At 71.4% G+C, this 23,428-nt stretch carries 22 protein-coding genes; 11 read left to right on the top strand and 11 right to left on the bottom strand.

Translation table 11 applies throughout. From position 1 onward, the window contains the following. Nucleotides 1-15: 15 nt before the first annotated feature. The 3 genes from ACIO3P_RS33040 to ACIO3P_RS33030 all read right to left on the bottom strand — a co-directional run bounded on the left by ACIO3P_RS33040 (nt 16) and on the right by ACIO3P_RS33030 (nt 3,120). Nucleotides 16-516: a DUF6234 family protein gene (locus ACIO3P_RS33040; RefSeq protein ID WP_401850167.1), complete on the bottom strand. Its 501-nt coding sequence runs from the start codon at nt 514-516 to the stop codon at nt 16-18. An 87-nt stretch (nt 517-603) separates the two neighbouring features. After that, nucleotides 604-1,266, bottom strand: a complete 663-nt coding sequence (locus ACIO3P_RS33035) for a response regulator transcription factor (RefSeq protein ID WP_329823850.1) — start codon at nt 1,264-1,266, stop codon at nt 604-606. 108 nt (nt 1,267-1,374) lie between these two features. Further along, a complete protein-coding gene (locus tag ACIO3P_RS33030; RefSeq protein ID WP_401850203.1) occupies nt 1,375-3,120 on the bottom strand; it encodes a sensor histidine kinase in 1,746 nt (581 codons plus the stop codon). Nucleotides 3,121-3,394: 274 nt separating this feature from the next. On the opposite strand from ACIO3P_RS33030, the gene ACIO3P_RS33025 reads away from it, so the two are divergent. Both ACIO3P_RS33025 and ACIO3P_RS33020 read left to right on the top strand, forming a co-directional pair. Next, on the top strand, nt 3,395-3,994 hold the full coding sequence (locus ACIO3P_RS33025; protein WP_401850165.1) for a hypothetical protein: 600 nt from the start codon (nt 3,395-3,397) through the stop codon (nt 3,992-3,994). A 65-nt stretch (nt 3,995-4,059) separates the two neighbouring features. Beyond that, nucleotides 4,060-4,431, top strand: a complete 372-nt coding sequence (locus ACIO3P_RS33020) for a signal peptidase I (protein ID WP_401850164.1) — start codon at nt 4,060-4,062, stop codon at nt 4,429-4,431. A gap of 62 nt (nt 4,432-4,493) precedes the next feature. On the opposite strand, the gene ACIO3P_RS33015 is transcribed toward ACIO3P_RS33020, so the two are convergent. Further along, the gene (locus ACIO3P_RS33015; protein WP_329823846.1) at nt 4,494-5,105 is read right to left on the bottom strand and encodes a hypothetical protein; all 612 of its coding nucleotides are present in this window, start codon (nt 5,103-5,105) and stop codon (nt 4,494-4,496) included. Nucleotides 5,106-5,406: 301 nt separating this feature from the next. On the opposite strand from ACIO3P_RS33015, the gene ACIO3P_RS33010 reads away from it, so the two are divergent. Then, a complete protein-coding gene (locus ACIO3P_RS33010) occupies nt 5,407-6,612 on the top strand; it encodes a glycosyltransferase (protein ID WP_401850163.1) in 1,206 nt (401 codons plus the stop codon). A gap of 51 nt (nt 6,613-6,663) precedes the next feature. On the opposite strand, the gene ACIO3P_RS33005 is transcribed toward ACIO3P_RS33010, so the two are convergent. The 3 genes from ACIO3P_RS33005 to ACIO3P_RS32995 all read right to left on the bottom strand — a co-directional run bounded on the left by ACIO3P_RS33005 (nt 6,664) and on the right by ACIO3P_RS32995 (nt 10,883). Continuing rightward, nucleotides 6,664-7,758 (bottom strand): B12-binding domain-containing protein, encoded by a 1,095-nt coding sequence (locus ACIO3P_RS33005; RefSeq protein WP_401850161.1) that lies wholly within the window; start codon nt 7,756-7,758, stop codon nt 6,664-6,666. Further along, nucleotides 7,755-9,437 carry a SpoIIE family protein phosphatase gene (locus ACIO3P_RS33000; RefSeq protein WP_401850160.1) on the bottom strand — a complete coding sequence of 561 codons (1,683 nt, stop codon included), beginning with the start codon at nt 9,435-9,437 and terminating at the stop codon, nt 7,755-7,757. The genes ACIO3P_RS33005 and ACIO3P_RS33000 overlap by 4 nt, the downstream gene beginning before the upstream one ends. Nucleotides 9,438-9,674: 237 nt before the next feature. Next, nucleotides 9,675-10,883, bottom strand: coding sequence for a PP2C family protein-serine/threonine phosphatase (locus tag ACIO3P_RS32995; RefSeq protein ID WP_401850158.1), 1,209 nt, complete (start codon nt 10,881-10,883; stop codon nt 9,675-9,677). Nucleotides 10,884-10,980: 97 nt separating this feature from the next. On the opposite strand from ACIO3P_RS32995, the gene ACIO3P_RS32990 reads away from it, so the two are divergent. Beyond that, complete coding sequence (locus ACIO3P_RS32990; RefSeq protein ID WP_329823843.1) at nt 10,981-11,478, top strand: MarR family transcriptional regulator; 498 nt, start codon at nt 10,981-10,983, stop codon at nt 11,476-11,478. 81 nt (nt 11,479-11,559) lie between these two features. Here ACIO3P_RS32990 and ACIO3P_RS32985 read toward each other — a convergent pair whose 3' ends face one another. Then, nucleotides 11,560-12,573, bottom strand: a complete 1,014-nt coding sequence (locus tag ACIO3P_RS32985) for an alpha/beta fold hydrolase (protein WP_401786370.1) — start codon at nt 12,571-12,573, stop codon at nt 11,560-11,562. 310 nt (nt 12,574-12,883) lie between these two features. Here ACIO3P_RS32985 and ACIO3P_RS32980 point away from each other — a divergent pair, with 310 nt between their 5' ends. Continuing rightward, a complete protein-coding gene (locus ACIO3P_RS32980) occupies nt 12,884-13,180 on the top strand; it encodes a VOC family protein (RefSeq protein ID WP_329823841.1) in 297 nt (98 codons plus the stop codon). Between the two features lie 83 nt (nt 13,181-13,263). Here ACIO3P_RS32980 and ACIO3P_RS32975 read toward each other — a convergent pair whose 3' ends face one another. Continuing rightward, nucleotides 13,264-13,923 carry an NAD(P)H-dependent oxidoreductase gene (locus tag ACIO3P_RS32975; RefSeq protein WP_329823840.1) on the bottom strand — a complete coding sequence of 220 codons (660 nt, stop codon included), beginning with the start codon at nt 13,921-13,923 and terminating at the stop codon, nt 13,264-13,266. A gap of 335 nt (nt 13,924-14,258) precedes the next feature. On the opposite strand from ACIO3P_RS32975, the gene ACIO3P_RS32970 reads away from it, so the two are divergent. The 4 genes from ACIO3P_RS32970 (at nt 14,259) to ACIO3P_RS32955 (ending at nt 17,994) form a co-directional block, all read left to right on the top strand. Then, nucleotides 14,259-15,104 (top strand): DUF1684 domain-containing protein, encoded by an 846-nt coding sequence (locus tag ACIO3P_RS32970; protein WP_401850157.1) that lies wholly within the window; start codon nt 14,259-14,261, stop codon nt 15,102-15,104. 39 nt (nt 15,105-15,143) lie between these two features. After that, nucleotides 15,144-15,569 carry a nuclear transport factor 2 family protein gene (locus ACIO3P_RS32965; RefSeq protein ID WP_401850156.1) on the top strand — a complete coding sequence of 142 codons (426 nt, stop codon included), beginning with the start codon at nt 15,144-15,146 and terminating at the stop codon, nt 15,567-15,569. A gap of 188 nt (nt 15,570-15,757) precedes the next feature. Continuing rightward, nucleotides 15,758-17,248 (top strand): rhodanese-like domain-containing protein, encoded by a 1,491-nt coding sequence (locus ACIO3P_RS32960; protein ID WP_401850155.1) that lies wholly within the window; start codon nt 15,758-15,760, stop codon nt 17,246-17,248. After that, on the top strand, nt 17,245-17,994 hold the full coding sequence (locus ACIO3P_RS32955) for a sulfite exporter TauE/SafE family protein (protein ID WP_401850154.1): 750 nt from the start codon (nt 17,245-17,247) through the stop codon (nt 17,992-17,994). Before ACIO3P_RS32960 ends, ACIO3P_RS32955 begins: the two co-directional genes overlap by 4 nt. A 132-nt stretch (nt 17,995-18,126) precedes the next feature. Here ACIO3P_RS32955 and ACIO3P_RS32950 read toward each other — a convergent pair whose 3' ends face one another. Next, the gene (locus ACIO3P_RS32950) at nt 18,127-18,837 is read right to left on the bottom strand and encodes a response regulator (RefSeq protein WP_401850152.1); all 711 of its coding nucleotides are present in this window, start codon (nt 18,835-18,837) and stop codon (nt 18,127-18,129) included. Continuing rightward, entirely contained in the window at nt 18,834-20,123 is a 1,290-nt protein-coding gene (locus tag ACIO3P_RS32945; protein ID WP_401850151.1) for a sensor histidine kinase, read from the bottom strand. The genes ACIO3P_RS32950 and ACIO3P_RS32945 overlap by 4 nt, the downstream gene beginning before the upstream one ends. A 216-nt stretch (nt 20,124-20,339) precedes the next feature. On the opposite strand from ACIO3P_RS32945, the gene ACIO3P_RS32940 reads away from it, so the two are divergent. Together ACIO3P_RS32940 and ACIO3P_RS32935 are read left to right on the top strand one after the other, a co-directional pair. After that, a complete protein-coding gene (locus tag ACIO3P_RS32940; protein WP_401850149.1) occupies nt 20,340-21,047 on the top strand; it encodes an ABC transporter ATP-binding protein in 708 nt (235 codons plus the stop codon). Then, nucleotides 21,044-23,398: an ABC transporter permease gene (locus tag ACIO3P_RS32935; protein WP_401850147.1), complete on the top strand. Its 2,355-nt coding sequence runs from the start codon at nt 21,044-21,046 to the stop codon at nt 23,396-23,398. Before ACIO3P_RS32940 ends, ACIO3P_RS32935 begins: the two co-directional genes overlap by 4 nt. Nucleotides 23,399-23,428 lie beyond the last annotated feature (30 nt).

The following is a 23,428-nucleotide window of genomic DNA, read 5'->3' as shown; positions in this document are numbered from 1 at the left end:
GCCCGCACGACAAGGTCAGGATCCGCCGCATTCGCTGTTGTCGCCGCCGGAACGGCACAGTGCGCCCGGGTCGATGGAGGGAGAGGCCGGGGCGGGCCGCGGGTGCGCGGTGCGCTCCGCGTCGTGCATTCCGATGACGGCCACGAGCACCAGGACCAGTCCGGCGAGGGCCTGGACGCCGCCGCTGGTGATCGCGCGGGCCATGAGCAGAAGGAACGCGGAGACCAGGACGATGCCGCCGACCACGGCCACGTAGGCGAAGGGGCGGGTGAGGGGGACGGACGCGTTGTCGGCCGCGGGGTCGAACATCGCGTATCCCGCGGCGTCGAGTCCGAAGACGAACGCGACGAGGGCGGCGATGACATCGATCACGAGCAGGCCGATCGCGAGTGCGATGTCCGCGACGGTGTGTGGCCACCTGCGCCGCCGCGGCGGCAGCGGATGGGTGCCCCCTGTGTAGTGGTGGGGGTGGTGGGTCGGCCACGGCGGGGAGTTGGGGAGGGGCGGCGCGGTCATGGGCCCAGCGTCCCTCAGAAGCGGACCGGGTGCCTGAGTACTTCTACTCAGGCATCGGACAACGCCATTGCCGTACGGGCCCCACGGTCACACTCCGCCCGGGTGCACTCCGGCGTCGCGGGCGAGGAGCGCCGCCTGTACCCGGTTGTCGCATCCGAGCTTGGTCAGGATGCGGCTGACATAGGTCTTCACCGTGGCTTCGCTCATGTGGAGCCGCCGCCCGGCGTCCGCGTTGGAGAGGCCCTCGCCGAGCAGCGCGAGCACATCGCGCTCCCGCGCCGTCAGCCCGTCGACCCTCTGTCTGGCCTCGTCGGCGCGGGTGGTGGCCCCCGGGGAGGCGAGGGCGTCCACCACGTGCCGGGTGGCCGCGGGCGAGAGATAGGCGTTCCCGGCCGCCGCCGCCCGCACCGCGTGGATCAGTTCGTCGGGCGCGGAGTCCTTGAGGAGGAAGCCCACGCCGCCGTGGCCGAGTGTGCGCAGCACGTTGTCCCGCTCGCCGAACGTGGTGAGGACCAGCACCCGCACGTCCGGCGCGGCGCGGCGCAGTTCGGTCAGGGCCGTCAATCCGTCCATCACCGGCATCTGGATGTCCAGCAGGGCCACGTCCACGGCGGTGCCCCGCGCGGTCTCCACCGCCTCACGGCCGTTGCCCGCCTCGGCGACGACGTCGATGTCGTCGGCCGAGGTGAGGATCATCCTGATACCGGCCCGGATGAGCGGCTCGTCGTCGGCGACGAGGACCCGGATCACAGAGCCTCCTGCGCGGTGTCGGTCGTGGAGCGGATGGCGTGGCCCCGCCATCATGCCCTGACCCGACCGGGTGTGTCGCACAGGTGTCCCGCGGTACGGCGCGCCGGGTCATGTCGCTTCGAAGGTCTCCTTCGCGATCAGTTTCCCGTCGCGGAAGCAGAACCGGAAGACGGTCACGGTGTCGAGGTCGTCCTCGTCGGAGGTGAAGTGGCGGCAGGTCGCGCCCTCGGGCAGCGCGGGACCCTGGTCCTTCAGATCCGACGTCAGCCACGAGTCCCCGTCGGGCAGTTCGCTCTGTACGTCCGACTCGGCATCGCCCACCTTCACCGACTCGTACACACGTGGTGAGATGCCGGTCTTCTTCATCTCCTTCATCACCTCGCTCGTTCCCCAGGCTCCCAGGGCGACGATGCCTCCGACCAGGACAACAGCGGTGACGGCGCAGCCGATGGCCAGGTTCCTCTTGTTGGTCATGACGGTGGTGAACTCCGTTGGCGGATCGATACGGTTGATGACCGCTCCACCGTCGCCCGCAACGCCCCTGCTGATCTGCCCCACAAAGTCGTTCCCGGGTCCGACGGAGGTCGCGCCGTCCGGGCCGGGGCTCGGCACACCGTCCCCGGTGCCGTACGGCAGCATGCCGGCGATACGGAAACCGCCGTCCGCGGTGGGACCGGTGTGCACCATGCCGCCGACGAGCCCGGCCCGTTCCCGCAGGCCCCTGAGTCCCTGGCCGCCGCTGATCGCGGCCGGGCCCTGCGCCGACCCGGCCGGACGGGGCCCGTTGGCGACCTCCACCACCAGGCTGTCCGGCTCGTAGCGCAGGGCCAGGCCGATGGGGGCGCCCGGCGCGTGCTTGTGGGCGTTGGTCAGGCCCTCCTGGGCTATGCGGTACGCCGTGTGCCCGACGGTGGGCATCAGCGGCCGCCGGGTGCCCGACCGGTGCACCTGTACGGTCGCGCCGGCGGCGCGGGAGGAGTCGACCAGAGCGTCGATCGAGTCGACGGACCGGTGGACGGAGCGACCGGCGTCCGGGCCGTCGAGCGGTTTCCGGTCGTCCCGGTCCTCCTGGTCCTCGCGGAGGATGCCGACGGCCTCGCGCAGCTCCCCCATCGCGGTCACGGAGGCGTCCCGCAGGATCCGTACCCCTTCCCGCTGCCGGTCGGTCAGCTCCGGATCGACCTGCAAGGCGCCCGAGTGCACCGATATCAGGGCGAGTTGGTGACCGAGGCTGTCGTGCATGTCCCGGGCTATGCGGGTGCGCTCCAACAGGCGCGCCTCCCGTGCCACCATCGCCTGTTCCCGTACGAGTTGGGCGTTGTTGCTCCGTAGGGCACCGAGCAGCGCGCGGCGCTGGGCCCGGTAGCGGGCGGCCAGCCCCGGCACGATCGCCAGCGCCAGAAACGCGCCCGCGCCCAGCCCGCCCGTGATGGTCAGCGACAGGTCGGAACCAGCGGCGATCTCGTTGCGGACGGTCAGGGCGGTGTGGGCCACGAGCGCGGCGGCGTACGCGGCGGCCACGCGCCAGGGTCTCACGATGCGACTGCCCGCCGACCAACTCGCGTAGACCAGCAGCGGAACCGCGGCGATCAGCTCCCCGGCCGCGGCGGCGGAGAGGACCAGCGCCGTCGCCGGCAGCGCGCGCCGGACCAGTGACAGCAGGGCGACGCCCGCGACAACGGCGAAGGTCCGGGCCCCGACCCCGGCCCCCACGGCGTCGAACACCCCCGCGATCCCGGCGAGAGCAACGGTGACCACGGCCTCCCCGGCGATCCGTTGGCGGCTCCAGGGCGACGCGGCGGCAAGCCGGGACAGGAGTGCCCGGACGGAGCGGGGGGTGTCTGCTTCTTCCACGTCCACGGACCGACGATAGGTAGAGAGCGGGAGCGCCCGCATCATCCCCCCGTCGTACCGGCGAACGACGAAAGTCGCCAACCACCGTCAGGGCGAACGCTGTTGGAGCGTCCGCGCCGTCGCCGTCCGTCGTTCCCGGCCGCTACTTCCGGGGACTGCGCCGGGCCGGCCGCCACGGTGACGATGAACCGGTCGAGCCGGAAGCCCGGCAGACGGCACACGGCACACGGCACACGGCCGGGCGGTACGAGAAACGGAAAACGGGAGACGTCACATGGACAGCGCACACGTACAGGCACACGAGCGGTTCACCATCCGGCAGAAGATGACCCTCATGACCAAGGAGTACGTGGTGACCGCAGCCCGGCCGGACGGCTCCGACGGCGAGGTCGTCGCCTTCGCCCAGCAGAAACGGATCACGCTCAGGGAACAGATGGCCTTCTACACCGACGAGTCCAAGGAACACGTCCTGTGCACCTTCGAGGCCCGCCAGCTCCTCGACCCCGAAACCGTGTACGACGTGCGCGACGCGGGGGGCCAGATCATCGGGTCCTTCCGCGACGAACCCGTCGCCTCCCTCTTCCGCTCGACCTGGAACATGCGGCAGCCGGGCACGATGGACCTCACCGGGCGCGAGCGCAACCGGATGGTGGCCGGGGTGCGGCGGGTCTGGGAGTGGCTGCCGTTCACGGACTTCGTGCCGTTCCTCTGGCCGTACCACTTCGATTTCACCGAGAGTGGCAAGCGGTTGATGGCGGTCGACAAGAAGTTCGGGCTGCGGGACCGGTACGTGCTCGAACTCCTCGCCCCGGACCTCGACCGCCGCCTGGCCATCGCACAGGCCGTGGCGCTGGACGCGCTGGAGGAGCGCTGACGCGCGGGGCCGCCGGCGCTGGTACGTCGTCATGGGTGCCGGGTCCCTCTGCTAGCGTCCTCACCGTGAACAGCGGTGTATATGTGGGCAACGCGAGCAAGGACGCGGCCGACGACCGGGGCTGGCTCCTCGGCCACTTCAAAGCCCCCGGGGACCCGCGGCACAGCCACGACGCCGAGATCAAATGGGGCAACCATCCGCGCGGCGACCGGCGCACCGCATGGGTCACCGGGGAGGAACGCACGGGACTCCTCGTCCTCATCAGCGGCCGATTCCGTATGGAGTTCCCCGACCACAGCGTCCTCCTCGAAGAACAAGGCGACTACGTGGTGTGGGGACCCGGCGTCGACCACTCCTGGACCGCGGAGGACGATTCGGTGGTGATGACGGTCCGGTGGCCCTCCATCCCCGGCTACAGGACACCCGGAGCGGAGTGACCACCGGTCGCTGACGGATCGTCGCGCACGCCGTCCCGGTGCCGGCGTCGGCGCCGGGGATGTCAGCCCGCGGGGGTGTTGTAGTTGACGATTCCTTCCACCATGAGAGCGACCGCACCGGTCAGTGGGCTCTCCACCCCTTTCGCCACCACATCGGGCAACCTGTGTGCCTCGTTCTCGGCGGCCGCGACCATGCCCCAGAACGCGTTGAAGTCCGAAGGGTCCGTCGGCTTGTCGGTGGCCGCGTCGACGGTCAGGACGCCGTCCGCCTCGACCACGGCCAACGCGCCCATCTGCCGCAGTATTTCGGGATCCCGCTCCTCGGCGGCCACGACGCTCCACCCCGTCACCTCTGTGTGCCGCACCGCGGCGAGGAGACTGCCGGCACTGTCCGCGCCGGAGACAACGATGTCGGGAAGGACAAGGGCCACCGGCCCTCGCGTCAGGGGCAGCGCGGACCGGATCGCTCCGTCGAGACCCGGTTCGAACGACTCGTTCTGGTAGACGAAGACCAGGTGGAAGGTCTCGGAGTAGCGCGCGAGATAACGCACCGTTTCCAGCTTGTGTGTCCCGAATACGACGACCAGACGCACATTGAGTCCGCTTTTGGTCAGTTCGACCACGGTCTCCAGGCTGCGGTCCAGGACCGTGACCTCAGGAGCCAGACAGTGCAACTCCTTCGGGTAAGGCGCGCTGAAGCGGGTTCCGAGTCCGGCGCAGGGCAATATGACCGAAACATCAGGGACGAACACCGACGAACTTTGCATTCAGCAGCTCTCAGGTTGTGTTGACGATCGGGAACCGGCCTGGAAGGCACGCTGGCGCTCACCGTAGTCACCGGAGACCGCTCCGGGCGAGACAAGGCGTCAATCGACTCGATCATCACCGTGGCGTTCGGGAACCACTGCCGCATGGAGCACCGCACGACCTACACTGCTGCCGCATATGGGGCGACAGAACGAAAGAGGGCGCGGAATGCGGGTGTTGTTGTCCACATACGGGACGCGTGGCGATGTCGAACCGCTGGTGGCACTCGCGGTGCGGCTACAGGCGCTCGGTGTGGAGGTGCGGATGTGCGCCCCGCCGGACGAGGAGTTCGCGGAGCGGCTGGCCGGTCTCGGGGTGCGACTGGTGCCTGTCGGGCCACCGGTGCGGGAGTTGATGCGCGGGACGGGCCTGCCGTCGGCGGCGGAGCTGTCCCGGTACCGTACGGAACTGGTGGACACCCAGTTCGACATCTTCCCCGCGGCGGTCGACGGATGTGACGTGCTGATGGCGGCCGGTCTGGCGCAGATTGCCGCGCGGTCCGTGGCCGAGGCCGCGGGCGTCCGCTACGTGTACGCGAGCTACGCGGCGGTCCACCTGCCGTCACCGCACCATGCCCCGCCGCCACGGCCGGGCTGGCCGGAGCCGGAGGTGAACGACAACCTGACGCGGTGGGAGCTGGACGCCCACCACGTGAACGCGCAGTTCGGCGAGACGCTCAACGGCCACCGGGCATCGATGGGTCTTCCACCGGTGGACAACGTCCGCGACCACGTCATCACGGACCGGCCGTGGCTGGCGGCGGACCCGGCCCTGGGACCGTGGCGGGAGACCCCGGGCCTCGACGTGACACAGACGGGCGCGTGGAGCCTGGCGGACGAACGCCCGCTCCCCGCCGACCTGGTGGCGTTCCTGGAGGCGGGTGAGCCGCCGGTGTACGTGGGTTTCGGCAGCCTGAGCCCGTCGCAGGACATCGCCCGCGGGGTCATCGAGGCGCTCCGCGCACAGGGGCACCGCGCACTGGTCTCCCGCGGTTGGGCCGACCTGGGCCTGATCGACGACGGGGACGACTGCTTCGCCATCGGCGAGGTCAGCCATCAGCGGCTGTTCGGCAGGGTGGCCGCCGTGGTGCACCACGGCGGCGCTGGCACGACAGCGACGGCCGCCCGGGCGGGCGTACCGCAAGTGGTGGTGGCAGCCCAGATGTCGGACAACCCGTACTGGGCAAGCCGGGTGGCGGACCTGGACATCGGTGCGGCACTCGACGGTCCGGCTCCGTCCGTCGAGTCCCTGGGCGTCGCGTTCAAGACGGCCCTGGCGCCCGAGACCCGTGCGCGGGCAAAGGCGCTGGGCACCGAGATCCGCACCGACGGAGCGGCGGTGGCCGCGAGCCTGCTGGCCGACGCCCTCAGGTGAGCGAGGCCGGCCCGGACCGAGAAGGAGCCCCGGACCGAGAAGGAGCCCCGGTCAGACGGGGGCTCCGGGGTGTCGGCCGGTGGGGGTGACGGCGCCGTCCAGGGCACGTCGTGCCTGGTCGAGTACGCGGGTGGTGCGGGGGAAGTCCTTGAGCTCGGTCGCCAGGATGTCCAGGGCGGGACGCAGGGACCGGGCGGGGACACGGCGGGCGGTGAGGATGCCGGCGGTCCAGGTGAGGAAGGTGGTGAACAGGTCGTCGTCGTCGACGTAAAGGGCGACGGACAGGAACTCGACGATGTGGGCGAGGTCCTCGGCGGTGTGTTCGCGTTGCCGGTCGGTGTAGGCGGCCATGGCCGGGAAGCGCTCCTCCAGCCCCACCAGTACCTGCTTGACGAGTTGTCCTCGGGAGCGGGCGACGAGGGTGTACTCCTGGTCGCTCAGATGCGGCAGGTCGTCGAACCGCTGCCGCCCCTCGCTGAGGCCGGGGCGGGGGATGCCGTCCGCGAGCTGCCTGGCGGCGCTGCGCGCGTCGGGAGCCCAGGCGTTGGCGCCCAGCAGGTGTGCGTAACGTCCGTCCGGCCCGAAGGCGGCCCCGCCGGCCAGGACGGGCACCCCGACGGCTTTGCAGGCGCTGATCGCCGCATGGGCGGCGGGCAGCCGGGTCGGGACGGAGGAGGAGAGGGCGACGGCGTCCACGGGGCTGCTGTGGAGATGGGCGACCAGGTGCGGGGTGGGCACCTGGGCGCCGAGGAAGTCGACGTGCCAGCCCCGCAGCGTGAGGACCTCGGCGAGGAGCCGGGCCGGCAGGACATGCCATTCCTGTTCCACACAGGCCACCGTGACCCGGCCGAGCCCGGGTGTGGCGCGCGGGGCGGGGCGGTGGGCGACGGCGGCGATGACGCGCTCGGCGATGGCGCTCGCCGCGTGCTCCTGGGCGACGGTCAGCCGGTTGGCCGCCCATTCGGTACCGACCCTTGCCTGCACGGGCGCGATGAGGTCGAGAAGGACCGCCTCGGCATCCATCCCCTCGTCCAGTGCGGAGAACACGATGCCCGCGGCTCCGTGTTCGTCGCGATCGGTCATGGTCGCCCACAGGTGGTCCCGCATCGTTCGGATGCGGTGGGTTTCCGCGGTCGTCACGTTCATGCGGTGTACCTGCCCCGGGTGTGGCCGTTCACCGCGCTCAGATGGATGGCGGGGGGTGCGGTGATCGCGACGACGGCCATGTCGTCGTGGCTGCCGCTGCGCAGCCACTGGGAGGCGAGCATCTGGATGTGTTCGACGATCGCCTCGCCGGGCATGTCGGCGCACTCTGCCAGTGCCCGCTTCAGGCGCTCCTCGCCGAACATCTCGTCACCCAGCGGACCGCCTCTGGCCTCGGTGATTCCGTCGGTGTAGAGCAGGCAGGTCTCGCCGGGAAGGAGGACCGTCTCGACGGTGTGCGCCTCGATGTGGGGGAGTGCGCCCACCAGGGTGCCGCGGGTGAGGATCTCCTCGACGCTGCCGTCGGTGCGCACCACCAGGGGCGCGGGATGACCGGCTGACGTGAGACGCAGCAGGACCCGGTTCCTGCTGCGCTGGACCGAGGCCATGACCATGGTCGCGAAGCGCGCGTGGTGGGAGTTGAGGAGCGCCCCGTTGAGGAGCTGCAGCATCCGCTCGTGATCCGCGGCCAAGGGCATGAGCGCCTGCATGGTGTTGCGGATCTTGCCGGTCAGGACCGCCGCGTCCAGGCCCTTGCCGCAGACGTCGCCCAGGATGACGAGGGAGGCTTCGTTCTCGCTGCTGCCGGGGTGGACGTCGTAGAAGTCTCCGCCCACGCGGTCCCGGTCCCCGGCGGCCTGGTAGCCGCCGGCGAACTCGACGCCGTTCATGCGGTGGAGCTGGGGAGGCAGCAGGTCCCGCATGAGGGTCTGGGTGATGTCGCTCTGCTCGGCGTAGAGCCGGGCCGCGGACAGCGCGGCGCCGGCCCGGGCGGCGAACAACCGGGCGAAGATCTCCTCGTTCTCCGTGAATCCGCTCTGCACCGTGCCGCGCAGCAGGATCAGGGCGCCCGCGGGAACACCATGACCCGGCAGCGGTGTGACCACGACCGACCCGATCGTCCCGGTGAAGTCCTCGGGGAGTATCCAGTCGGGCAGTACGGCGGGATCGATCCACCGGGAGGGCACCGGCGGGAATCCCTGCAGTGCCTCACTCAGGCCCGGGAGGTGGGAGGGGTCTTCGGTGATCACGGTGCGCGTGACGTCCTGGCCCGACACCGCGTGTGCGACGGGGAGTTTCTGCCCCGCCGCGGGGGCGACGACCACCGCGATGTCCGCCAGGTACTCGGCGGCGAGCTGTGCGGTGGCGCTCATGCACCGGTCGGTGTTCAGCGAAGCCAGCAGGACGTTGGACGCCTCCGTGAGGAAGGTGGTGCGCTCCCGCTCCTCGGCGAGCGCTTCCTCGGCGAGCCGCCGATCCGTGTCATCGACCAGCCACCACACCACGTTCCCGTCCTGCCCCTGGGTGGGGTGCGCCTCGTAACTCTGCGCCGCGATCCGCCCGAAGACCGACGGAAGAGCCGCCACGCCCTGAGCCCCCTGGGCCGGCAACCGCCCACGCACCACGGCCTCCTGGTGGGCCCGTGCCAGCCAGGCCGGGACCGCGTCGTTCATGTTCGTACCGGGGAGCACGCCGCCCAGGAGACCGGCCGCGGCGGGGTTCACCATGGTGATGGTGCCGGACGGGTCGGCCACGATCACGGGATACGGGGCCAGACTCCAGATGCCTGACACGGGACGCTGCTCGGTTCTCGTAACGGAGTTTCCCTTGGTAGAGGCCATGAAGGGGGGCCCGCCAACGGCGAACCGCACCACCTTCCAACTGGACAAGAAATACTTACCTGACGGCAACCATCCCGCACCTTCGCTCTCCATGGCAACCGACCCCCCGCCCGTCGGCGCCCGGAAGAGTCATGCCGCGCGAGGACTTTCACGCGGAAGTGCCAGATCCTTCACAGAAGAACCATGGGGCTGGGAACCTCGCTCCGCCGGTGGGGAACGCGCCCCGATCCGGGTGCGTCAGACCGCTGCCGGGCGGCCGTGCCAGTCCAGGCACACCACCAGGGAGTCGTCCGCGGCCGGTCCGGAACCCCGGTGCCCCAGCAGCTCTTCCAGCATCGCCCGGGGAACTTGGGAAGCGGGCAGCAGACGCGTGCCGATGATCACCCTGGCCAGGGCGTGGAGGCTGTACTTCTCACCCGCGGGGGACAGGGCGTCGTAGACACCGTCACTGATGAACAGCAGCCGATCGCCGGGCGCGACGGCGAAGTGCTGCGGGACGTGGACGGAGTCCTCGAACATCCCCAGGGGTATCTGCGGGTCCATGGCGATCGGCTCGACGACGTCCGCGCGAAGCCGCCAGATCCGGGGCGACCCGGCGTCGATGATCTCCACGTTGCCGGTCGGCAGGTGAAAGCGGAGCAGCAGGGTGGAGAGGTACTGGTGTCCTTGGTGCTGGCCGTAGATCGCCTGGTCGGCGAGGAAAGCCTGGCCGGCCAGGTCCAGGCCGGCCCGCCGGGCGTTGCGCAGGGCATTGATCGCGAGGTTGGTGAGCAGAGCGGCGTCGATCCCTTCGCCCATGCCGTTGCTCACGGTGAGAACCAGGTCGTCGGCGGAGGCCGACCAGTCGAAGCTGTCGCCGAAGATGGCGTAGGCGGGCTCCAGTTGGGCGCCGATGCTGTACTCGGGCCGGGAGCAGGAGCGTCCAGGGAGCAACTGCCACTGCATCTCCGCGGCCAGGGTCAGGCGCTCGGTCCGGCGGGCCTGGAGAAACAGATCGGTGTCCCGTCCCGCGACCACGATTTCGTGCGCGAGCGCGTCCGCGCACTCCCTGAGCTCTTCCCTGACGTCCGCGCCGAGACCGTTCGCGCCGAGACCGTCCGCGCCGAGATTGTCCGCGTCGACGGGCAGGGTGACGCTCAGCACCCCCAGCCGGTCGCCACGAACACTCACGGGCACGAACACCGTTACGGTGGACGCGGGGCCGTCGACGCAGTGCGGCTCCTGGGTGCCGAACGCGCGGCCCGCGGCCGTGCCGAGAAGAGGGAGCGGGGGAGCGGTGTGGGGCAGGACGTGCACCAGCCGCAGCTCGGTCATGGCGTAGTCGGCCATCAAGAGCTCCACCGACACCGCGCGGTGCCGATGTTCGATCAGGGCACGGAGTACGTCGAAAATCTCATGTGGCGCGGCCTCGCGCAGTACGCGTTCCACCGCGCGGGGTCTGTCCACCGGTACGGGACCTGCTTTCCTTGACATATCTTCATCACGCGACTGCCCACGAATCGACCAGCCGGAACGAGCACGCCGTGCTCCATGGGAGTGTCACATGCGCGAGGACCCCGTTCACCTCCATCCGCGGGTGCCCGAGCCCCTGCCTGAGGTCACACACGCCCTCGATCTCATGGAGATGGCCTGGGACCACGGCCGGGACGTCCTGAGCACCGCACCGGTCTCCAGCGCCCAGATCCGTGTGATGTACGTCATCGAACGCGAGCCCGGCATCAACCTCAGCGCGCTCCGGCGCCATCTCGCGGTGGCCGCGCCGTCGGCCACCCGCCTCTGCGACCGACTTCAGGCTGCCGGGTTCCTCCGCAGAATCCCACGTCCCGAGGACCGGCGCGAGACGCGACTGGAACTCACCGAAGCCGGTGTCGCGCACCTGCGCGAGATCCGCCGTCGGCGCGAGCAGGCCCTCCGGCTGGCCATGAGCCGTATGACGCCCACCACCCGTGACGCCCTGGTCACCGGGCTGGCCGCACTCTGCGAAGCCGTCGCCGAAACGCGCCCGCACACCGGCGAGTTGCCGCACCACAAGAGCGCCTGACCGGCCCGTCCCGCGCGCGGGCGGATCCCCGTCGGCAGGGGGCCGGTCCGAGCCCTTGCTCGCGCTCGTCGAGGTCTGGGGTCACACGAAGAAAGCGGTGAGTTCCCGCACGATGTCGTCGGGGCGTTCCTCGGCGAGATAGTGCCCCGCCCCTCTCAACTCGACGTAGCGTGCGTCTGCCGCCAATCCCTCCATCTGTGCGAGAAGGAGGTCGTAGTACTTGCCGCCGATTCCGAGCAGCGGCATGGCCAGTACCGGGTAGTCCTTCAGGTCCGCTATGTCCTGCTGAAAGGTCTGGTACCAGCCATTGCCCCCGCGGATCGCGTCCGGCGCGTTGTACGCGGCGGCGTATACGGTCCGGGCCTCCTCGCTGAAGGCTCCGGGGTCCCCGCCCTGGAAGTCGATCAGCCAGTCGATGATGAACCGGAACCGCCCCTCCAGGAGCTGTTCGGGCAACTGGTCGAGCTGGTTGAACGCGAACCACCACGGCGCCGGTTGGCCGGGCTGGGGCAGCATGCGCAGTTCGTTGAACACCTCGGTGGGATGCCCGGCCTCCCACAGGGCGACCTTCCGGGTCGCCTCGGGGTGGTTCGCGGCGAAGCTGTGCGCCACCATCGACCCGATGTCCTCGCCTGCGACATAGGCCCTGCTGTGCCCGAGGGAGCGGAGCAGTTCGTAGATGTCTCGGGCCATGTTCTTCTTGTCGTACCCGCCCGCGGGCTTGTCGGAGTCGCCCATGCCGCGCAGGTCCGGGGCGATGACCTGGTAGTGCCGCGCCAGCGGCGGCATGATCTTGTGGAACTGGTACCAGGTGCGTGGCCACCCGGGGAGCAGGACCAGGGGGTCCCCCTGGCCTCCGGTGACATAGTGCAGCCACGTGCCGTTGACTTCGGCGAAGCGGCTCGTGAAGCCCTTGACCATCAGTGTCGTCGGTGTCGTCGGGGTCCTTGGTTTCCGGGGCCTCGGGGCGGCGGCCGCGGTGCCGGTCGACAGGCCGAGCAGGGCCGCGGTACCGGCACCCGCGGCGACGCCGAGCACGTTGCGTCTGCCCAGCCGGTGGGAGAGCGCGGGGCGGTCGGACTCCTTGGGGCTCATGTGTGGAACTCCTTCTCGTTTCGGGTGCGTTCGCCGTGTTCGCCTGTCGTGGAGTGGCAGCGGTACGGGCGGTCGTCCCGGCGGGTGAGCGCATCGGTCCCGCCCTTGCTCCACCCGTGGCCGTGCCCTCCACGGGAATTAAGCACCGATCGGTACCGATTGGCGCGGAGGGGACTGTAGTGCTTCCGAACCGATTAGTACAGAAGCGCCAAGTGGTCGGCCGCGGTTGCCCATCACGGCCGTACCCGCTGTTCGGCGATGATGGGGTGTCACACGCCCCTCCGTCCCATCTGCCGCCAGCAGGAGCCCCATGGACATCGACCTGCTCGTCATCTACACCGACAAGCTCGACGCCTGCCACGCCTTCTACACCGGGCTCGGACTCACCTTCGCCAAGGAGCGGCACGGGGCAGGCCCGGAGCACTACGCGGCCGAGTCGGGCGGCACGGTTTTCGAGCTGTACCCCAGCAGTGCCCGCCGTCCCGCCACCGGCTCACTGCGCCTCGGTCTCACCCTCCCGGCCGGCGCAGGCGCCACCCCCGGCCGGCGCACCCTCACCGACCCCGACGGCCGTACGGTCGTACTCACCGTCCAGGAACAGACGTGACCGCGGTGCCATGCCGGCGGAAGGGGGCACCCGTCGCGCGTCTCCACCCTGGTCCGCACACGACCTAGGCCGGCAGGCGTGGGTCAGTCCTCGCTCCGGTGGGTGACCGGAGCGTCGGTGCGGTCGCCGGGGAACTCGTACCAGCGGCGCTGGAGGCATACGAACTCCACGTCGGCGCGTACCAGTCGCATGAACCCGCAGACGGTGTCGGTGAGCCGCTCCTGGGAGCCGGAGTGGGCGAGTCGGCCGTCCTCGGTGAATGCCTCGTACGCGCGGGGCAGGCTGAACATGTCGGGGTAGACCCGTGTCCCCAGGTGCTCCAGCGGGACCCGCAGCGCCCACAGGCCGCGGTTGCCGCCGATCATCGACGGGGAGGACGAGACCAGCAGCGCGTGCTTGGTCTTGAACGGCTGCGGCTGGACTCGGGAGACCCAGTCGATGGCGTTCTTCAGCAGTCCTGGAACGGAGGCGTTGTACTCGGGCGACGAGATCACGAACGCGTCGCAGCGCTTGATCCGTTCACACAGGGCCAGGGCGCCGGTCGGCAGCCCTTCGGAGTCCTCCACATCCCCGTCGTACAGCGGCATGTCGAATTCCCGCATCCTGGCCAGGTCGACGTCGGCGCCGGTCTCGGCGATCAGGTTCGACGCCAGCGAGGCGAGCCGCGCGTTGGTGGACCCGGCGCGCAGCGCGGCGCCGAATACCAGGACCCGAACGGGATCCGGCTGAGCGTCCATGGTCATCCTGCGGTCTCTTTCCCCGGGCGGTTGTCCCCGTCAGTCAGTCTTCCCCAGCCCGGCCCGCCGCACCACACGACACTCGACCACCCCTGCCGGAAGCCGGGTTCTCCAGGGTGCGGTCAGAGCGCGATCACCAGCACGGGGCCCTCCCCGCATTTGCCGTAACAGCAAACGCTTTTGCTTGATCGTTCGGCGCGAGCGCACCATCCACACCATCGACCGGTGATCGACCGGCCTTCGAGCGGCCACCGAGCGGCCGTCGAACCGGTCGGGGTTTCCGGCCGACGACACGTCCTGACGGCGGTCGCGGCTGACCGCCACCTACAGAGGAGAGCACTGTGTCCAGCGATTGCATCGATGGTGACGACGCGTTGACCGGGTACGACAGGTGGCGTCGGAGCCGGTGGGAGGAGATGGCGGGCCCGGACGGGAAGGCGGGCCGCATCGCCTATCGACTGATCACGGAACCGGGTCAGGAAGTCCCCGAGGTTCCGGGGCGGTGGACGTCCACCGGCTTCTCGGAGAGCCTGACGCTGACCGCGGCCCGTGCGGAGGGCGTGTCCGTCGATGACCAGGCCGTCGACGGCGCGGTGGAACTGACCGGCGCCAGCCGTCTGTCCTTCCCCGGCGGGCGGCGCGGCACCATCGAGGAACTGCGGGGAGCCCATGTCCTGGTCGTGTGGGATCCGGCCGCGCCCGGCCTCGTCGGCCTGCGTGGGATCGAGGCGTGGCCGTGGGACCCGGCCTGGACCGTCGAGGCGGAGTACCGTCCGGCGGATGCCGGACGCCTCCTGGAGTTCACCCGGCTGACCAGCCCGAAGATGCGGGACACCCTCCCGGCCCCTGGTGACCTCGTCTTCGATCTGGGAGGTGAGCGGCACACGCTCCGGGCGTTCGGTGTGGGCGGCGACACCCTGCTGATCACGTTCACCGACGACACCAGCGGCACGGACACACCCGGCATGGGCCGGTGGCTGATCCTGCCCCGGCCCCAGGACGGTACCGGTACCGCCCGTCTCGACTTCAACCGGGCCGTCGTTCCCCACCACATGTTCGCGGCGGCCTTCCCCTGCCCCCTGCCTCCCCGGGAGAACCACCTCCCCCTGCGCGTCGAAGCGGGGGAACGCGCCCCCGTCTTCGAAGAGAACGCGGCCGTCGGCACCACCGTCGGCCCCCCCGTCTGACATCCGCCGCAACCGGCGCACCCCGAAAGGAAGAAACACATGACACCCGACCAGGACCTTCGCGTGGCAGCGGTGCACTACCTCCGGCAGTGGGAGGCGCGGGACTACGCCACGATGCGATCCCTGTGCACCGAGACCGCCGTCGTGTGGCACAACGACGGAAGCGGTGACCAGCCGATCGACGAGAACATGGAACTGCTGAAGCAATTGGCCGCCGACGTCGGGACACTTCGGTACGACATCGTGCGGCAGTTCCAGCACGGCGACGAAGTGCTCCAGCAGCAAGTGCTCCACCTGACCATGACCGACGGGTCCCGCAGCGACGTACACGCGGCGATGTACTTCCGGTTCGACGGCGGCCTCATCGACCGCATCGAGGAGTACTTCAACGTCGTACCGCTCGACGCATCCCTGCCGTCGCCGTCGCCGTCGTCGCCGTCGTCCGGCTCGCCCGAACAGCGCTGACCGGGGCCGCTCCCGCCGAGCGGTCGGCCGAGGCAGGGCCCGGCAGCAGCGCCGGCCCGGGCCCTGCCCCCGCTCCCCACCGCGAGACCCCACCGAGTACCCGAGTTGGGTGAGGCGGTGCCCGGCAAGGGGCGCTTCCCATCTTCAAATACCCCGCAGGGGCGCACCGTTCAAGAGGAGTCCTAGTCGTGTTCTTCGTCGACATCCTGGAATTCGAGGGCCTGGGCAACCGCAGTTACCTGTCCGGCGGCCCCCGTTCGGCGGTGGTCATCGATCCGCCGCGTGACATCGATCAGGTCATCGCCGCGGCGGCCCGGCGAGGCGTGCGCATCGCTTTCGTCGCCGAGACCCACGTACACAACGACTATGTCACCGGCGGCCTGGAACTGGCCCGGGTGACCGGGGCCCGCTACCTGGTGCCGGCCGCCGCGCACGTGTCCTTCGCCCACACCCCGGTGGCCGACGGCGACACCGTGACGGTGGACGAGGGCCTGGTGCTGCGCGCGCTCGCCACCCCCGGGCACACCCCGCACCACACCTCCTACGTCCTCGCCGAGGACGGGCGCGGTGTGGCGGCGTTCACCGGCGGATCGCTGCTGATCGGCACGGTGGGCCGCCCCGATCTGGTCGAGCCGCGGCTGACCGGGCAACTGGCCCGTGCCCAGCATGCCTCCGCCCACCGCCTGGCCGACGAGCTGGACGACGAGGTGCCGGTGCTGCCCACCCACGGCTTCGGCAGCTTCTGCTCCTCCTCGCAGGCCGAGGGGGACGCGACCACGATCGGCCAGGAACGCGCCACCAACGACGCGCTGGCCCTGGACGTGGACACCTTCGTCGCACGGATGCTCGCCGGGCTGGACGACGTGCCCGCCTACTACGCGCACATGGGCCCGGCCAACGCCGCGGGGCCCGCGCCGGTCGACCTCACCCCGCCGGGGCGTGCGGACGCCGAGGAGATCGCCTCCCGGCTGGCCGCCGGTGAGTGGGTGGTGGACCTGCGCGGCAGAACGGCCTTCGCCGAGGGGCATGTGACGGGGTCGTTCAACTTCGAGAGTGCGGGCAAGCTCGCCACCTACCTGGCCTGGCTGATCCCGTGGGGCAAGCCTGTCACCCTGCTCGCCGACACCCCCGCGCAGATCACCGACGCACAGCGAGAACTGACCCGGGTGGGCATCGACCGCCCGGCCTCCGCCGCCACCGGCGACCCGGGCACCTGGGTCCGCGCCGGCGAGCGGCTCGCTTCCTTCCCCCGCGCCCGCTTCGCCGATCTCGCCGATGTCCGTGAGCGCGGCGACGGCGCGGTCGTCCTGGACGTGCGCCGGGACTCCGAGCGCGCGGGCGGCTTCATCGACGGCTCGGTCCACATCCCGATCCACGAACTGCCCGGCCGCATCTCCGAAGTACCGCCGGGGACGGTGTGGGTGCACTGCGCCGGCGGGATGCGCGCGGCGATCGCCGCCTCCCTGCTGGACGCCGCCGGGCGCGACGTGGTCGCCGTCGACGACGGCTTCGACGCCGCCGCCGGGGCGGGACTGATCCTCACCCGTCCCGACGGCACCGCCGTACTGGACGGCACCGCCGTACTGCCGGATGTCCGCGAGACACCGGAGCGGAGCGCCGGGCACGCGCCCGGCGCGCTGCTCACCGGCGAAGGCGGCGGCAGCGGTGTCCCAGCGTGAGCGCGCTGATCCTGGCCCTGATCTGCGGGGCCGTGGTCGGACTCGCCCTCGGCGCCCTCGGCGGGGGCGGCAGCGTCCTGGCGGTGCCCGCGCTGATCTACCTGCTCGGTTTCACCCCGGCCGCCGCCACCACCGCCGGCCTGATCATCGTCACCGCCACCTCGCTCACCGCCCTGTACGCCCACGCCCGAGGCGGCACCGTCCGCTGGAGGGCCGGCGCCCTGTTCGCGGCGGCCGGATTCCTGCCCGCCGCCGCGGCCGGAGCCGCCGCCTCCCGCCTGCCGCAACCGGTGCTGACCGCCGCGTTCGCCGGCGTCGCCGCGCTCGCCGCCGTCAGAATGCTGTGTCCCAGCCGGGCGAGCACCGGTCGGACGCCTGGGGTGCGACCCGTGAAGGCGGCCGGCACCGGCGCCGGGCTGGGTGCGCTGACCGGGCTCCTCGGGGTCGGCGGGGGCTTCCTCGCCGTCCCCGCCCTGGTCACCGTGCTGGCCTTCGAGATGCGGGCGGCCGTCGGCACCAGCCTGCTGGTCATCTCGGCGAACTCGCTGGCCTCCCTGGCCACCCGCGGCGCCACCACCGCCGGCATCGACTGGGCGGTGGTCGGCCCCTTCACGGGCGCTGCGATCCTCGGCGTCCGGGACGGCAGACGCCTGGCCGCCAAGGTCACCGGGCTCCTGCTGCAACGTACCTTCGCCGTCGTGCTGTTGGCCGTGGCCGCCTTCATGCTCGTCGACGGCCTCACCTGAACCGGGCCGTCCGGCGCCGGGTGGAAGATGTCCTCGACGAGTTCGCTGGTGACGGTGGACCTGGGAGGTCCTTCGGCGACGACCTGTCCCTCCTTCATCGCGATGATGTGGGTCGCGTAGCGGGCGGCGTGGTCACGCGTGATCTCGCATCTGCTCGGTGGGGTGCTGGGCGTCCTCGCGTTCGCCCGTGCTGACCAGCCCTGTCTCGTAGGCGACGATGACCGCTTGGACACGATCACGGAGTCCGAGTTTGGCGAGGATGCGGGCGACATGGGTCTTGACGGTCGTCTCGGCCAGGTGGAGGCGGGTGGCGAGTTCGGCGTTGCTCAGTCCTCGGGCCAGCAGGCCGAGGACCTCCAGTTCGCGCGGTGTGAGCGAGGCGAGGTCACGGTGGAGGGCGGCGGTGTCGCTGCCGCGCCGGGCGAACCGCTGCACGAGACGGCGGGTGATGGCCGGTGCCAGGAGGGCGTCGCCGGTACGGACCGTGCGGACGGCCGCGGCCAGGAGCTCGGGCGTGACGTCCTTGAGGAGGAAGCCGCTGGCGCCGGCGGACAGTGCCGCGTAGACGTACCGGTCGAGGTCGAAGGTGGTCAGAATGATGACGCGGGGTTCGCCAGGGGCGCCGGTGAGGATACGGCGGGTGGCCTCCAGGCCGTCCGTCCCGGGCATCCGGATGTCCATCAGGACCACGTCGGGCCGGGTGCGGCGGGCCGCTTCGACGGCTTCGGCCCCGTTGGCCGCCTCGGCGACGACATCGATGCCGTCGGCGCCGAGGATCATGCGGAATCCGGTACGGACCAGAGTCTGGTCGTCGGCGAGGAGCACGCGCGGCGGCTCGGTCACGGTGCCTCCAGGGGAATCAGCGCTTCCACACGATAGCCACCGGACAGACGCCGGCCGGCGTTCAGGGTTCCGTCGTGGACGGCGAGGCGCTCGCGCAGCCCGATCAGGCCCCGGCCGTCTCCGGTGGCCGAGCCGGCGCCCGAGTGCCCACCGGTGTCGGTGACTTCCACCCGGAGCCGGTCAGGGCCGTACTCGACGGTCACGGCGGCGAGGGCGCCCGACGCGTGCTTCACGGTGTTGGTCAGGGCCTCCTGGACCACGCGGTACGCGGCGAGTTCGAGGCCGGGCGGGAGGGGACAGGGCGGGCCCGTCACGGTGAGGTCGACCGCCAGGCCGGTGTCCCGGACCCGCCCCACGAGGGTCTCCAACTGGTCCAGGCCGGGCTGCGGGGCCAGCTCCGCCGCCGTATCGACGTCCGCGCCCCCGTCCGTCCCCTCGTCCCCGTCGGCCATGGTGAGCAGTCCCATGACATGACGCAGCTCGGTCATGGCCGCCCGGCCGCCCGCCTCGACGGCGAGCAGCGCCCTGCCGGCCTGCTCGGGGGAGGTGTCCATGATCTTGCGGGCGGCGCCCGCCTGGATGATCATCACGCTGACGTTGTGCGTGACGACGTCGTGCAGTTCGCGGGCGATCCTGGCCCGCTCGTACTCGACCGCCCGGCGCAGCGCCTCGGTCTGTTCACGTTCCAGGGCGGAGAGACGGGTGCGGCCCTCGTCGGTCCGGAGTTTCCAGGTGCGCACCCCGATCGCGGCCACCGCCATCGGAGCCAGGATCAGCAGCGCCACGTACTCGTTGGGGACGATCGGTGTCACCGAGTTCCCGGACGTGCCGACCAGCAGGACCGCCACCGGCAGCGCCGCCAGGGTCGCCACCCGGTAGGGGCTGTGGACGGCGGCGCTGTAGACGGCGATGACGAACGCGTAGAAGGTGAGCCGCGATACGTCGTACGGGGTGAGCAGCGTCGCGGCCGTCACGACGCACAGCACGGCGAGCGGGTAGCGGCGGCGGAGCGCGAGGGCGGCCGAGGCGACGAGCGCGAGGGTCGCCATGAGGATGAGGCCGTCGAGGCCGGAGGGCGGCACATGGTGGACCACGCCCGGTGGGAGCAGGCGTACCTGGTGCTTCGAGTTGTCGACGGCGTAGTAGAGGGTGGCGATGCCCATCGCCAGCGCCAGGAGCGTGTCGAACCGCCGGGCGCACCGGGTGAGTTGCGGCGGCGGGCCGGCCGGGTGCCTGACGTCACGGATCGCCGTGCGCAGCCGCTCCGGCGTCGTACGTACGTTCATCACCGGTTCATTGTCGCCGCCGCGCGCGGCCCCGCGAGTCCGTCCCGGTGGCCATTCCCTGCGCGGCGGATACATCAGCCGCCTACATCGCAGGGATGACGTTTCCGGGGCTCGTCCCAGCGCGGTACCGCAAGGGGTCCGGGCGGGCGACGTGTGCGGGCGGGGCCCGCTCCTAGCGTTCACGGAGCCATCCGCCCTTACCCGAGGAGCCCTTTCATGACCACGCCGGTGATCGAACTGAGCGGGGTGAGCCGCCGATACGATGACGGCCCGCCCGCGCTGCACGAGGCGTCGCTGACCGTACGGCCCGGCGAGGCCGTCGCGATCCTCGGCCCTTCCGGCAGCGGTAAGTCCACGCTGCTCAACCTGATCGCGGGCCTGGACCGGCCGGACACGGGGACCGTCACCGTGGACGGGGTACGGGTGGATCATCTGGGCGAGGCCGGATCGGCGCTGTACCGGCGGTCGAAGATCGGCATGGTCTTCCAGTTCTTCAACCTGCTCGACGATCTGACCGTCGCCGACAATGTCGCCCTGCCCGCGCGGCTCGCGGGGGTGGCCCGTGGCGAGGCCGACCGCCGGTCGGCGGAACTCCTGGAGACCCTCGGCATCGACCGGCACGCCCGCGCCTACCCGGGGCGGCTGTCCGGCGGCGAGCGGCAGCGCGTCGCGGTGGCCCGGGCGTTGATGAACCGGCCGCCGCTGCTCCTGGCCGACGAGCCGACCGGGGCCCTGGACACGGCGGCCGGACAGGACGTCAGCACGCTGCTCACCGACCTCAACGCGGAGGGCCAGACCATCGTCGTGGTCACCCACGACCTGGCGCTGGCCGCGTCCTGCACGCACCGTACGGTCAGGATCGCCGACGGCCGGATCACCGAGGACGTCCGGTCGGGCGCCACCGCCCCGGAGGCCGTCCGATGAGCGCGCTCGGCACGGTGGTGCGCTCGGGGGTGGGACGGCGCCGGGTGCAGACGCTGGTCATCGGGCTCGCCGCGATGATGGCGGTGGCCGCCTCCGTCCTCGGCGGATCGCTGCTCGTGGTCTCCGGCGCGCCCTTCGGCGACGCCTTCGCCAAGCAGCACGGGGCGCATCTGTCCGTCCAGTTCGACGCGGGCACGGTGAGCGCCGCGCGGTTGTCGGCGTCCAAGGACGCCGAAGGGGTGAGCGGCGCGGCCGGTCCGTTCCGTACGGCGACGGTCACCCCGCGGTCGGACGGGGCCAACCCCGGATGGCCGATGACCGTGGCCGGCCGGGGCGATCCCGGCCGGGGCGTGGACGAGGTGACGCTGCTCGACGGGCGGTGGCCCGCGCGCCCCGGCGAGATCGTGCTGTCCGCAGGGGCCGCGCTCATCCCGACCATGGGCATGAGGATCGCCTTCACCGGTCTGCCCGGCGACCCGACGCTGACGGTGGTCGGTGTGGCCCGCTCGGTGACCGGGACCGCCGACGCCTGGGTGGTTCCGTCCCAGATGCCGGCGCTCACCGCGCCCGGCAGCGGCGGCTACCAGATGCTCTACCGCCTCACCGACGCGGGGACCGCCGCGCAGATCGCCGCGGGCCGCGCGGCCGTGACGGAAACCCTGCCGCCGGGGGCGGCCGTCGGCGAACGGTCCTGGCTCACCGTCAAGAGGTCCGCCGAGCGCGACACCGCCGTCTACGTCCCGTTCCTCATCGCGTTCGGCGCCCTCGGCCTGGTCATGTCGGTGCTCATCGTCGGCAACGTCGTCGCGTCGGCCGTCGGCATGGGGACGCGCCGCATCGGCGTCCTCAAGGCCATCGGCTTCACCCCCGCCCAGGTGGTACGGGCCTACGTCGGCCAGGCGCTGATCCCGGCCGCGGTCGGCACGGCCCTCGGTGTCCTCGCCGGCCACCTGCTCGCCGTCCCCGTACTGGCCGAGACCGAGCAGGTCTACGGCACCTCGTCCCTGACCATCGCCCCCTGGGTCGACCTGGCGGTGATCGCCGGGGTGCTCGGCCTGGTGGCGGCGACCGCGTGGGCGAGTGCCTGGCGGGCCGGCCGGCTGCGTACGGTCGACGCGCTCGCCGTGGGGCGTACCGCCTCGGCGGGGCGCGGCCGGTGGGCGGCGCGCCTGGCCGGCCGGCTGCCGTTGCCGCAGCCGGTCTCCCTGGGCCTGGCCCGGCCCTTCGCCCGGCCCGCCCGCGCGCTGGCCATGGGCACGGCGGTCCTGTTCGGCACCATCGCGGTCACGTTCACCGTGGGGATGGGCGCCTCGCTCGGCGAGGTGATGAAGGCCAAGGCCCACGACGTCGCCGATGTCGTCGTCCCCGCGCCCTTGCCGGACTTCGGCCCCGAAGGCCCTGGCTCCCGCCCCGGCGAGCGGCCCGAGCCCGATCCCGCCGCGGTCGCGGCGGCCGTCGAGGCGGGCGCCGGGACCGGGAAGTACTACAGTGCCGCGACGGTACGGGCGACCGTGTCCGGCCTGACCGGCATCGTCGACGTGATCGCCTTCTCCGGCGACGCCTCCTGGGGCGGCTACACGATGGTCTCGGGCCGCTGGATCGACAAGCCCGGCGAGGCCACGGTCCCGACCCCCTTCCTGGCCGCCACCGGCACCCGCGTCGGCGACACCGTCACCCTGAACGGCCTGGCCGAGCCGGTCACGGTCCGGATCGTCGGCGAGGTCCTCGACCCCCGCAACGACGGCATGCAGGTCTTCACCGACGCGTCGACCCTCACGGCCGCGCGTCCCGACCTGACGGAGTCGAGCCATCACATCGCGGTCACGTCAGGCACCGACGTGTCCCGCTATGTCGAGGCGCTGAACAAGGACCTGGCACCGCTGGGGGCCACCGCCCGGGCCGGCGGGCTCGACGCGGGCGGCGACATGGTCGTCACGCTCAACGCGCTTTCCGCGGTCCTCACACTGATGCTCGTCGCCGTCGCCGCGCTCGGTGTGCTCAACGGGGTGCTGCTCGACACCCGCGAGCGCGTCCGGGAGATCGGTGTCCACAAGGCGCTCGGCATGACGCCCCGGCAGACCGTCACGATGGTCATCACCTCGGTCGTCCTGACCGGACTGGTCGCCGGCGCTCTGGGCGTGCCGCTCGGGGTTGCCCTGCACGGCTGGGTCATCCCCGCGATGGGCGACAGCGTGGGGCTCCGCTTCCCCGGTTCCGTCATCGCCGTCTACCACGGGGCCGAACTGCTCCCCCTCGCACTCGGCGGCCTGCTCATCGCCACCCTGGGTGCGCTGCTGCCCGCGAGCTGGGCCGCCAGGGCCCGGACCGCCACGTCCCTGCGTACCGAATAGGAGGTCGGGTGCGGCGCGCGTCGCTCGTGG

Origin of the sequence: Streptomyces sp. NPDC087310 (genome assembly GCF_044744405.1) — a bacterium.
GTDB lineage: Bacteria > Actinomycetota > Actinomycetes > Streptomycetales > Streptomycetaceae > Streptomyces.
This window is presented reverse-complemented; position numbering and strand designations above follow the sequence as displayed.

Coding starts and splice junctions, on each gene's coding strand:
- ACIO3P_RS33040 (WP_401850167.1), bottom strand. CDS start 516: ATGACCGCGCCGCCCCTCCCCAACTCCCCGCCGTGGCCGACCCACCAC.
- ACIO3P_RS33025 (WP_401850165.1), top strand. CDS start 3,395: ATGGACAGCGCACACGTACAGGCACACGAGCGGTTCACCATCCGGCAG.
- ACIO3P_RS33010 (WP_401850163.1), top strand. CDS start 5,407: ATGCGGGTGTTGTTGTCCACATACGGGACGCGTGGCGATGTCGAACCG.
- ACIO3P_RS33005 (WP_401850161.1), bottom strand. CDS start 7,758: ATGAACGTGACGACCGCGGAAACCCACCGCATCCGAACGATGCGGGAC.
- ACIO3P_RS33000 (WP_401850160.1), bottom strand. CDS start 9,437: ATGGCCTCTACCAAGGGAAACTCCGTTACGAGAACCGAGCAGCGTCCC.
- ACIO3P_RS32990 (WP_329823843.1), top strand. CDS start 10,981: ATGCGCGAGGACCCCGTTCACCTCCATCCGCGGGTGCCCGAGCCCCTG.
- ACIO3P_RS32985 (WP_401786370.1), bottom strand. CDS start 12,573: ATGAGCCCCAAGGAGTCCGACCGCCCCGCGCTCTCCCACCGGCTGGGC.
- ACIO3P_RS32980 (WP_329823841.1), top strand. CDS start 12,884: ATGGACATCGACCTGCTCGTCATCTACACCGACAAGCTCGACGCCTGC.
- ACIO3P_RS32975 (WP_329823840.1), bottom strand. CDS start 13,923: ATGACCATGGACGCTCAGCCGGATCCCGTTCGGGTCCTGGTATTCGGC.
- ACIO3P_RS32965 (WP_401850156.1), top strand. CDS start 15,144: ATGACACCCGACCAGGACCTTCGCGTGGCAGCGGTGCACTACCTCCGG.
- ACIO3P_RS32945 (WP_401850151.1), bottom strand. CDS start 20,123: ATGAACGTACGTACGACGCCGGAGCGGCTGCGCACGGCGATCCGTGAC.
- ACIO3P_RS32940 (WP_401850149.1), top strand. CDS start 20,340: ATGACCACGCCGGTGATCGAACTGAGCGGGGTGAGCCGCCGATACGAT.
- ACIO3P_RS32935 (WP_401850147.1), top strand. CDS start 21,044: ATGAGCGCGCTCGGCACGGTGGTGCGCTCGGGGGTGGGACGGCGCCGG.